We start from the raw sequence: 538 nt of genomic DNA, 5'->3' as shown, positions 1-538 counted from the left end.
CCCTTCAGCAAGCGGTCGCTGTCCGGTACGTACACCGGAAGCTCGTTGGAATAAGATTCCGCCACCCAACGTAAATTACCCATCTCGTCATCCGAGAGATAAGGGAAATGAGCCATGCCTCCGGAAGAGACCCGGGGAAGGAAATTGTAGAGGGGAAGCGTACGCTTCATCTGAAAGATCTCCTCCACCGAGGACCGGATAAACACGTAGTTGAACAGCAGGGGCCGCTTCGTGTTAACCATCTTTCCGTCCACCTTCCTCACCTCCACATAGGAGGGGGCGAAATACTCGAACAACGTCTCCCCACGACGCTTGCGCCGGGAAAGCTCGGCATCCAAGCTTTTAGCGGGGCTGATCCTGTCGCGTCGTGCCACACCCGTAGTAGGAAGCGTGAGCACGTACCAGCGTACAGTCTTCAGGTCATGACGCTTGCCAACCTGCGCCGTACCCCTCTCCGAGCGACCGTCTCTCAAAACATTCATCATTATGATTATCTTTTCCTAAGATTATAGCAGGATCTCCACTCAAGCCTCACGAC

At 54.5% G+C, this 538-nt stretch carries 1 pseudogene; it reads right to left on the bottom strand.

Annotated elements, in window-relative coordinates:
- Window positions 1–485 (bottom strand): annotated as a pseudogene (locus tag D7V92_RS21945) (transcriptional regulator); the annotation flags it as partial.
- Between the last annotated feature and the right edge of the window lie 53 nt (window positions 486–538).

This window comes from Parabacteroides sp. CH2-D42-20 (assembly GCF_003670185.1).
GTDB classification, from domain to species: domain Bacteria; phylum Bacteroidota; class Bacteroidia; order Bacteroidales; family Tannerellaceae; genus Parabacteroides; species Parabacteroides distasonis.
This window is presented reverse-complemented; position numbering and strand designations above follow the sequence as displayed.